At 32.0% G+C, this 9567-nt stretch carries 4 protein-coding genes and 1 pseudogene; 4 read left to right on the top strand and 1 reads right to left on the bottom strand.

The window, feature by feature from the left end; all coding sequences use genetic code 11:
* Positions 1–306 precede the first annotated feature (306 nt).
* Genes AJ887_RS08145 through ccsA form a run of 4 tightly spaced genes read left to right on the top strand, consistent with a single transcriptional unit; the run spans position 307 to position 7714 of the window.
* Positions 307–2277: a cytochrome c3 family protein gene (locus AJ887_RS08145; protein ID WP_002854177.1), complete on the top strand. Its 1971-nt coding sequence runs from the start codon at positions 307–309 to the stop codon at positions 2275–2277.
* A gap of 41 nt (positions 2278–2318) precedes the next feature.
* Entirely contained in the window at positions 2319–4388 is a 2070-nt protein-coding gene (locus tag AJ887_RS08140; RefSeq protein WP_079860893.1) for a rhodanese-like domain-containing protein, read from the top strand.
* A gap of 43 nt (positions 4389–4431) precedes the next feature.
* Positions 4432–5016, top strand: a complete 585-nt coding sequence (locus AJ887_RS08135; RefSeq protein ID WP_070240505.1) for a SoxW family protein — start codon at positions 4432–4434, stop codon at positions 5014–5016.
* The gene (ccsA, locus tag AJ887_RS08130) at positions 5009–7714 is read left to right on the top strand and encodes a cytochrome c biogenesis protein CcsA (RefSeq protein WP_070240504.1); all 2706 of its coding nucleotides are present in this window, start codon (positions 5009–5011) and stop codon (positions 7712–7714) included. The genes AJ887_RS08135 and ccsA overlap by 8 nt, the downstream gene beginning before the upstream one ends.
* Before the next feature lie 34 nt (positions 7715–7748).
* On the opposite strand, the pseudogene ggt reads toward ccsA, so the two are convergent.
* A pseudogene (ggt, locus tag AJ887_RS08125) lies at positions 7749–9418 on the bottom strand (gamma-glutamyltransferase).
* Positions 9419–9567: the final 149 nt, after the last annotated feature.

Raw genomic sequence — 9567 nt, 5'->3', positions numbered from 1 at the left:
TAAGAGAATAGGGTGTTTTTAGGGGTTTGGAAGGTTTAGTATATTTGTATGGATTGTATAAATTTAGTTCTTTTAAAAAAGTTGTTTGGGTGATCGGCTACTTGGTTTATTGATAGAATTTTAAATAAAAAATAGAAATTAATATATAAATTCACGATGAAATTGTTAATTTTATTAATTATTAAGTTTAATTAACATAAACTTTATATATAAAAGTTAATATAATTTAAATAAGATAATTTATATCTTAAATTATTTATTTCATAATTATATTATCTTAAAAATTTTATTTATAAGGTGTATCTTATGAAAAAGCTTATTTCTAAGGGAAAGGTTTTAACCCTATTGCTTGGGGTGGGATTTGCTTTAAATGTGAGCAGTGCAGAAAATTCAAATGTTCTTATTCAAGGAGAAGCTGCACAAGATGGCGATACTAAACCAAGAACGCTTGAGGGTTATGTGCACCAAGAAGATGCGTTTTTTAAATATCTTAAAGAACATCATCCTATGTTTAAATATGAAAAAGAAGGTCGTATAGTAGGTAAATATGCTATTAGTGATAGGGAAGAAGAATATGTAGAATTTTCTAATGGTCCTACTTTTGCACAGCAAAACAATCTAGCTCATACTTCAGTGACTTATCGTTTAGGAATGGAATCTTTTTTAGATTTTCCAAATAAATTTGTAGGTCCAAAAAAATGTGGTGAATGTCATCCTGCTCAATATAAAGCTTGGGAAAGATCACGTCATGCAAAAACCGTTCGTTTTCCTGATGAGTTTGAAGAAGTAGGAAATGATTTAAAAAAACCTATGTATAACTCACAATCTACTATTTTACCAGATGGAATTTATCCTGATGATGTCTATGCTGTAATTGGAACACCTAGAACAAAATATGGTTTTATTGATAGATGGTTGGTTCGTGGAACTTATCATGTTGAAGATGGAAATCTTAGCAATATGACAGGAAAAATAGTAGCCGGAGGTAATCAATTTTCAAGACTTTGGAGTGAGTTTTTAACACCTGAAATGACCAAAAAAATAGCAGAATTTTCTCCAGGTTTCCCTACTACTATGGAACAATTTGGAGGTAATGGCTCTCAAGTTTGGGGAACAAATTCTTATGCAGCACAATATCGTAAAAATATGCTTTTTCAGCCTGCAAGTTCTTATTGTGAAACCTGTCATAGTTTTAAATTTGATTTTAAAAGCAAAGAAGAATTTTATAAAGCTTTAGGAAATACTCAAGAGCTTAGAAAACATACAATTTCAAAAGGTATTTCTTGTGAAGAATGTCATGGTGCAGGTGCTCATCTTTATGGTGCTAGAGGTGCAGGTATGCCATCAAACTGCGAAAGATGTCATCAAAGATTTTCTTATAATGAAGAAGATGCTAAGAAAAATCCTAGAAAACCATTTAATGCCTTCTTTAAATCTAGCTGTCCAGCTTGTGGAACTGAAGGTGCGCAAATGTATAGTTCAGCTCACTATGATAAGGGTATGAGATGTTCTACTTGCCACGATCCTCATGAGGTTACTTTCAATGATTGGAAAGATGGATATACTAAAGTAGGGCTTAAAAAAACTTGTACAGATTGTCATGACACACAAGCTAGCTTCTTTAAACAAGGAGGAATTCATTCAAAAGATAATTGTACAGCTTGTCACATGCCAAATATGATGAGTTGTGAAAACTTTGGAGCAGTTCAAAATCCTGATAAAGGTGGATTTGATAATGTTAGAGCTTCTCACATTTGGAAAATAAAAGTTGATAAAACTGCTAAAACTCTTAATCCGCCAGAAGGTAAAGAAAGATCTCCAAAAACTCCAGGATGGACCATCGCTAGAGATGATGATGGAAGATTTTTCCTTGATTTAATGTGGGCTTGTGGACGTACAAGTTTTAGTGATCCAAATTTAATGGGGCCAGGTGCAAGTGGATGTCACAGTGCGGTTCAATCAAATTTACCTAAAAAACTTCATTTTACAGATCAAGAGACTATCTACGACATTGTCGTAGGTTGGCAAAAACCTGTAAAAGATGGATATGAAAATATTCTTAAAGGCGTGAAAGAAATTGATAAAGCTATGGCTGAAAATCCTAAGCTTTCTGTAGAGAAAAAATCTCGTGTTATTACTTTGGCAAATCAAGCAAGGGCTATTGCAGAAAAATTGCAAAAAGATGGTTCTTGGGGTGTGCATGGTCCTGTTTACTCCAAAAAAATAGTAGATGAGGCTTTGGTTTATATACAAGAAGCTAAAAATATTTTAAAATAAAATTTTCGTCCATTTTTTTGGGCGAGTTTAAGGAGTAAATTTTGAAACAAAGTTTAATAAAATTTATATTGCTTGCTGTTTTTTGTTTTTCAACCCCTTTTTTACTTGCCGACGGAAAAATTCAAATAGGTATAGTTGAAGGTGTAACTCCTATCAGTATGAAAGATGCTGAAAAACTTTTAGGGCAAAAAAATGTATATTTTGTGGATGTTAATTCCAAGGAAGAAAGAGAGGTTGCAGGTAATATACCTAATGCTGTTTTAGTTGATGCGCAAAATTGGCAAAATTTATTACCTGATGATTTTAATGCAACTTTAATTTTTTATGGGTCGAATCGTTTTACTTTTGATGCTTCTAATATTGCAAATTTAAGCCAAAAATTAGGCTATACCCATGTTTATGTTATGTTAGATGGTATAGAATCTTGGGTGCTTTCTGGAAGAAAAGTTCAAAAAGAACAAATAGAAAAATGGCAAAACGCTAAAAATTTAGATGATTTTAAAGATAGCATTCATTCAAGAATGTATTTTGGAGATGTTCCAAGTTGCAGGGATTGCCACGGAAAAGGCGAAGATAAAAAATCTATTCGCTACAATAATGCTGCAAATTTAGATCTTATCAATAAAAACTGCGCAAGTTGTCATAAAGATATAGATAAAGAATTTAAACACAGCATTCATCAAAATATCAGCCAAATACAACTTGATAAAGATGGAAAAAAGAAAAAAATTCCAACTTGTACCACTTGTCATGATATCCACAACAACGATCCATTAATGAATGCAATGACCTTAAAACAAAGAAGTGATTTTAAGTGCGGTGAATGTCATCAAGATAAACAAGATCGCTATCATGATACTTTTCATGGTAAGGCTATGGTATTAAATAGTCCTGGTAGTGCTCCAAAAATCGCAGCCTGTTATGATTGTCACGGCAAACACAATATTTTAAAAGTTGAAGATTTAAACTCAACCCTATCGTCTTTAAATCGTGTTCAAACTTGTGCACAGTGTCATCCAAATTCTAATGAAAATTTTGCCAATTTTATTGCACATGCTGATCATAGTGATGGAGAAAACTATCCTTTACTTCACGGTGCTTATATCTTTATGACCGCTTTAGTGATAGGAGTTTTTGTATTCTTTGGTTTGCATACTTTACTTTGGAGTATAAGACTGATTTTAGCAAGATTTTCACATCCTGCAGAATGGAAAAAAGCAAAAGAAAATGCACACAATGACAAGGTTTTAATCAAACGTTTTTCAACCTTCCATAAAATTCAGCATTTCTTTATGGCGGTAAGTTTCTTAGGACTTGCTTTCTCGGGTTTGCCGCAAAAATTTTATACCGCTCCTTGGGCACAAACCATGATAGATCTTATGGGCGGACCAATCGGTGCAACCATAGTGCATCATATTAGTGCTATTGTTATGTTTATAGTCTTTTTCTCTCATATTGGAGAAATCATACTTGTAAACTGGAAAAGAAGAGATTTAGTGCGTGATCCACAAACAGGAAAACTTGATAAAATGAAAATTTTAAAAGCCCTTTTTGGACCTGATTCTTTAATGCCAAATTGGCAGGACTTTAAAGATATGAAAGCACATTTTAAATGGTTCTTTGGCATGGGTGAAAGACCACAATTTGACCGCTGGACTTATTGGGAAAAATTTGACTATCTAGCAGTATTTTGGGGTATGTTTGTTATAGGACTTTCAGGATTGGTTTTATGGTTTCCTACTTTCTTTAGTACCTTTTTACCAGGTTGGATGATCAATCTTTGTTCTTTAGTGCACTCTGATGAAGCTTTACTTGCAACAGGATTTATCTTTGCAATCCACTTCTTCAATACTCATTTTAGAGCAGATCGCTTCCCTATGGATATGGTAATTTTCTCAGGAACCCAAAGTGAAGCCGAGATTAAACAAGAAAGAAATGCGTATTATCAACGCCTAAAAGAAAGCGGAAAGCTTGAAAGTTTATATGAGAAAAACTCTAAATTTGATTCTTATAAAGGCATTGCTAAATTAGCAGGTTATTTGATGCTGATTACGGGAATGATCTTTTTATTCTTGATGATTTATGCTTTTATAGTGGATTTGTTAAAATAATAATTGCCTAGATTTTCTAGGCAATTTTAAATGAAAGGATTTGATGTTAAAAAAACTGATTTTAGGATTTATAATATTGTTATTTTGTGCTTGTAATGATGAAAAAATAGATGAAAATATTCTTTCTAAAGGAACAAAAACTACAGAACAATACAAACAAGATGCAAACAATCTTGATCTCAACTCTTACAAAGAAATCGCAGAATTTTTTAAAGACAATCAAAATATTGTTTTTTCTGACAAACCTGTGCTAATTATTTTTAGTGCAAATAATTGTGTTTATTGCGATAAATTAAAACACGAAATTCAAAACAACAAAGAAGTTCAAAATATCTTAAAAAACACATATAATTCTTATTATATCAATACAAGTTATCATAAAATTCATAATTACGACAATAAAAAAACAAGCACAGAAGAACTTTCAAGAGAATTCAATATAGACGCTACGCCTACTTTGGTATTTTTTACTCCTAAACATAAAACTTTACTGATTTATCCTGGTTTTATGAGTGCTAAACGCCTTGCTTTGACTATGGAAATTTTAAAAGATGAAAAAAATCAAAAGCTTAATGAAGATAAGCTTTTTAAAACACTTTTTCTAGCATACAAGGAGAAAAATGTTTAAGAAAAGCTTTTTTTCCTTTTGGATGAGTCTTATTTTACTTTTTATCTATGCTCTTTCTTGTGCAGTAGCGACTTTTGTCGAAAATGATTTTGGCACAAATGCTGCTAAAGCCTTAGTTTATAATGCTTTATGGTTTGATATCTTACACCTTTTGCTTTTAATCAATCTTATAGGTATTATTTTTATACATAAACTTTTACAAAGAAAAAAATACGCTTCCTTGCTCTTGCATAGTGCTTTTATAGTAATTTTACTTGGCGCTGCAATCACGCGTTATTTTGGCGTAGAAGGAGGTATGCACATTAGAGAAGGACAAAGTTCTGATATCATTGTGACAAGAGATGAATTTATAGCCTTAATGTTTTATAATGATGAAGGTAAGGTTATAGAATATCAATCCTTTGGAGTAGCTTTTAATCCTTTACTCCATAATAGTTTTGAAAAAAAAGTTTCCATGCAGCAAAATAAAACTATAAATTTAAAATTACTTGATTATGAAAAAGCCTCTAATGTAATGAGCAATCCTATCATCAAAATGCAAATTTCTTTTAATAATGAAAGCAAAGAAATTTTACTCACTCCAAATTACAACAATGAAAATGTTTTACCTTTTAGACTAGGAGGTGAAATTTTTGCACTCAACTGGGGTCCTGAAGAGATCAAACTGCCTTTTTCTTTGGCTTTAAAAGATTTTATCCTAGATCGCTATGCAGGTTCTATGAGTCCTTCTTCTTATGCTTCAGATATAGAAGTGATCGATCAAGATAAAAGTTTTGAGTATAAAATTTTTATGAATAATGTTTTAGATTATGGCGGATATAGATTTTTTCAAAGTTCTTATGATCAAGACAAACAAGGCACCATACTTTCAGTCAATAAAGATCCTGGAAAAATTCCAACCTATATAGGCTATACTTTGCTGACTTTAGGTTTTTTATGGATTTTATTTGCTAAAAACTCAAGATTTCAAAAATTATCAAACTATCTTAAAAATCAAAAAAATCTTTTATTAATTCTTTTTTGTCTTTTTGCTTTTAATATAAAAAGTTTTGCCGATGAAAATACCTTAAAGCTTATACAAAATATCAAAGAAAATTCTGCAAAACATTCTATGCTTTTTGGAAGCTTACTTGTGCAAGACTTTGATGGCAGGATAAAACCTATCGATACTTTAGCGATGAATTACATCCATAAGATTACCAAAAAAAATGATTTTTTAGGTTTAAACTATAATCAAATTTTTCTTGGTATGATGATGTATCCACAACATTTTAGACAAATAAAAATGATTAGCGTAAAAACTGCAAAGCTAAAAGAAATTTTAGGCGTGGATAAAAATGAAAAATATCTTGCTTACGATGATGTTTTTGATGGAGATTTTTACAAACTTTCAAACTATATAGAAGAAGCAAATCGCAAAAAACCTGCTCTAAGAGATCAGTTTGATAAAGATATTTTAGCTCTTGATGAAAAAATCAACACTGCTTTTTATATCTATAGCGGAGAAATTTTTAGAATATTTCCTGATCCAAGCCAAAAAACCTATACTTGGTATTCTCCTGCTACACCTATGCCTTTTGATTTAAAGGATATAGAAAATATACAAAGCTTATTGGCAAAATATTTTTTTGATTTTGAACAAGCTCTTAGTACCAAAGATTTTTCTAAAGCCGATGAAAGTTTAGAAAGACTTAAAAATTTTCAAAATTTCTACGGAGCAAATCTTATCCCTACACCTACTCAAATTTCTTTAGAGCTTTTTTTAAATCATTATAATATTTTTGACAATCTCACCCCTATTTATCTTTTACTAGGTAGTATGCTTTTTATCTTATTAGTCTATGAAATTTTAAGCCTTAAAAAAGCTCCAAAAATGCTTAAAAATGCAATTTTTATTCTCATTGCTTTAAGTGTTTTAGCTCATGCTTTAGCTTTAATCTTTCGTTGGTATGTAGGAGATCACGCTCCTTGGAGTAATGCTTATGAAAGTATGGTTTATATAGCTTTTGCTTGTGCTTTTGCGGGACTTGTTTTTTATAAAAGATCTTCTTTAGCGCTTTGTACTGCAAGTATTATGGCTGGAATTTCTCTTTTTGTAGCACATCTTGGTTTTATGGATCCACAAATTACAAATCTTGTGCCCGTTTTAAAATCCTATTGGCTTAATATCCATGTTTCTATCATCACTGCAAGCTATGGATTTTTAGGACTTTGCTTTTTGCTTGGAGTATTTAGCTTGATTTTATTTATGTTAAGAAATCCAAAAAAAGCTCAAATAGATCAAAGTATTTTAAACTTACATTGTATCAACGAAATGGCGATGATAATAGGACTTGCTTTACTCACTATAGGAAATTTCTTAGGTGGAGTTTGGGCAAACGAAAGCTGGGGAAGATACTGGGGCTGGGATTCTAAAGAAACTTGGGCTTTAATTTCTATTATTGTTTATACTATGATTTTACATCTTAGATTTATCTCAAAATTTAACAATCCTTACGCCTTTGCAAGTGCGAGTGTTATAGGATTTTATTCTATTTTAATGACTTATTTTGGGGTAAATTTCTATCTTTCAGGATTGCATTCTTATGCAGCAGGAGATCCTGTGCCTGTGCCTAAATTTTTATATTTTTTCATTGCTTTTACAGTGATTTTAATTTTAGGAGCATTTTTTAAAAGAAGACTTAAAAATCCTGTATAAATTTACCCTTGAAATTTCAAGGGTAAATAAGAAGTTAGAATTCTTTTCTTGTATCCATGGAGCCTACGATTTTTCCAGTTTTTGGATCGACCATGATAGCATTTACATCACCCATATAAGGTTCTTTGGTGATTTTATAGCCCATTTTTTCAAGATTGTTTTGCACATCTTTGATGATTCCAAAAGGCTCTGTTCTGATTTCATCAGGTAGCCACTGCATGTGAAATCTTGGAGCTTCTACTGCTGTTGATATGTCCATTTTATGATCGATCACATTTGAAATCACTTGTAAAACTGTCGTGATGATCCTAGAACCACCTGGACTACCTACTACCATAAATACTTTTCCATCTTTTAGTATGATAGTTGGACTCATAGAGCTTAAAGGTCTTTTTTTAGGTTCTATAGCATTAGCTTCTCCGTCTACAAGTCCGTATAAATTTGGCACGCCTGGTTTGATTTAAAAATCATCCATTTCATCATTGAGTAAAAACCCTGCCCCTTCAACCGCAGCGCCCGAACCATAACTCGCATTGATAGTATAGGTAATGCTTACAGCATTGCCTTTGCTATCTAGTACAGAATAATGAGTGGTATTATATCCTTCGTGAATTTGCCCTAAACCAGGTTTTACTTTTGAGCTTGGTAAAGCCTTATCTTTTGGAATTTTTGCATAAATTTCTTTGGTGTATTCTTTGCTTGTAAGTTTATCAAGTGGGATTTTTACAAAATCAGGATCGCCCATGTATTCTGATCTATCCGCATAAGCTTGACGCATGGCTTCAGTCATTATGTGTAAAGTTTTAGAGCTTGCAAAGCCTAAATTTTCTATATTGGCATTTTCCATGATATTTAAAATTTCGATGATATGAGCACCCCCACTGCTAGGTGGCGACATGGAAATGATATCATAACCCCTATAAGTGCCTTCTACAGGTTTTCTCCAAATAGCTTGGTATTGTGCTAGATCTTCTTTAGTGATAATGCCTTTTTTTTAGCCATATCCGTTGCTATTAAATCAGCGATTTTTCCCTTACAAAAAGCATCAGGACCTTCCTTTGCGATAAGTTTTAAAGTTTTTGCTAGATCTTTTTGGACAAATAAATCCCCGCTTTTATAAGTGCTGCCATCTTTTTTAAGGAAATATTTGCTTGAACTAGGAAATTCTTTAAACATATCTTTAGCTTCTAGCATGGTTTGTTCTTGTCTATCATTGATGAGATAACCTTTTTCAGCTAGTTTTATAGCAGGAGCCATCAAGTCTTTTAGTTTCATAGTGCCGTAGCGATCAAGTATAGCACTCATACCTTTAACCGTTCCTGGTACTCCAGCAGCTAGATAACCTATAGTTGAAGCATCTTTTATAACTTCTCCTTTGCTATCAAGATACATATCTCTGCTTGCTTTTAAAGGTGCCATTTCTCTAAAATCAAGCGTGGTATTTTCTCCATTGGCTAGATGAATGACTGCAAAGCCACCACCACCTATGTTTCCTGCTGCAGGATGCACTACAGCCAAAGCATAACCTACAGTTACAGCTGCATCTATGGCATTTCCGCCTTTGTCAAGAACTTCTTTGCCTATTTTATTGGCTAGCTCGTGACTTGATAAAACAAGTTCTGTGCCCGTTCTATCTTGTATAGGTGGATTAGCTGCACCAAAACTTAGCGTGATTGAAATCGCAAATATAGCTAAATAACGCATTTTACTCCTTTTTAATGATATATAGAATTATTGTAATAAAACTAGGGGTATTGATAAATTTAAAAAATGATATATTTTTATAAAAATATTTAAAATTTTAAAATTTTGTATCAAATATTCTCATTTTATATAATTATTTTTTTATAAAA

Source organism: Campylobacter sp. BCW_6466 (assembly GCF_001762835.1).
Classification (GTDB): Bacteria; Campylobacterota; Campylobacteria; order Campylobacterales; family Campylobacteraceae; genus Campylobacter_D; species Campylobacter_D jejuni.
This window is presented reverse-complemented; position numbering and strand designations above follow the sequence as displayed.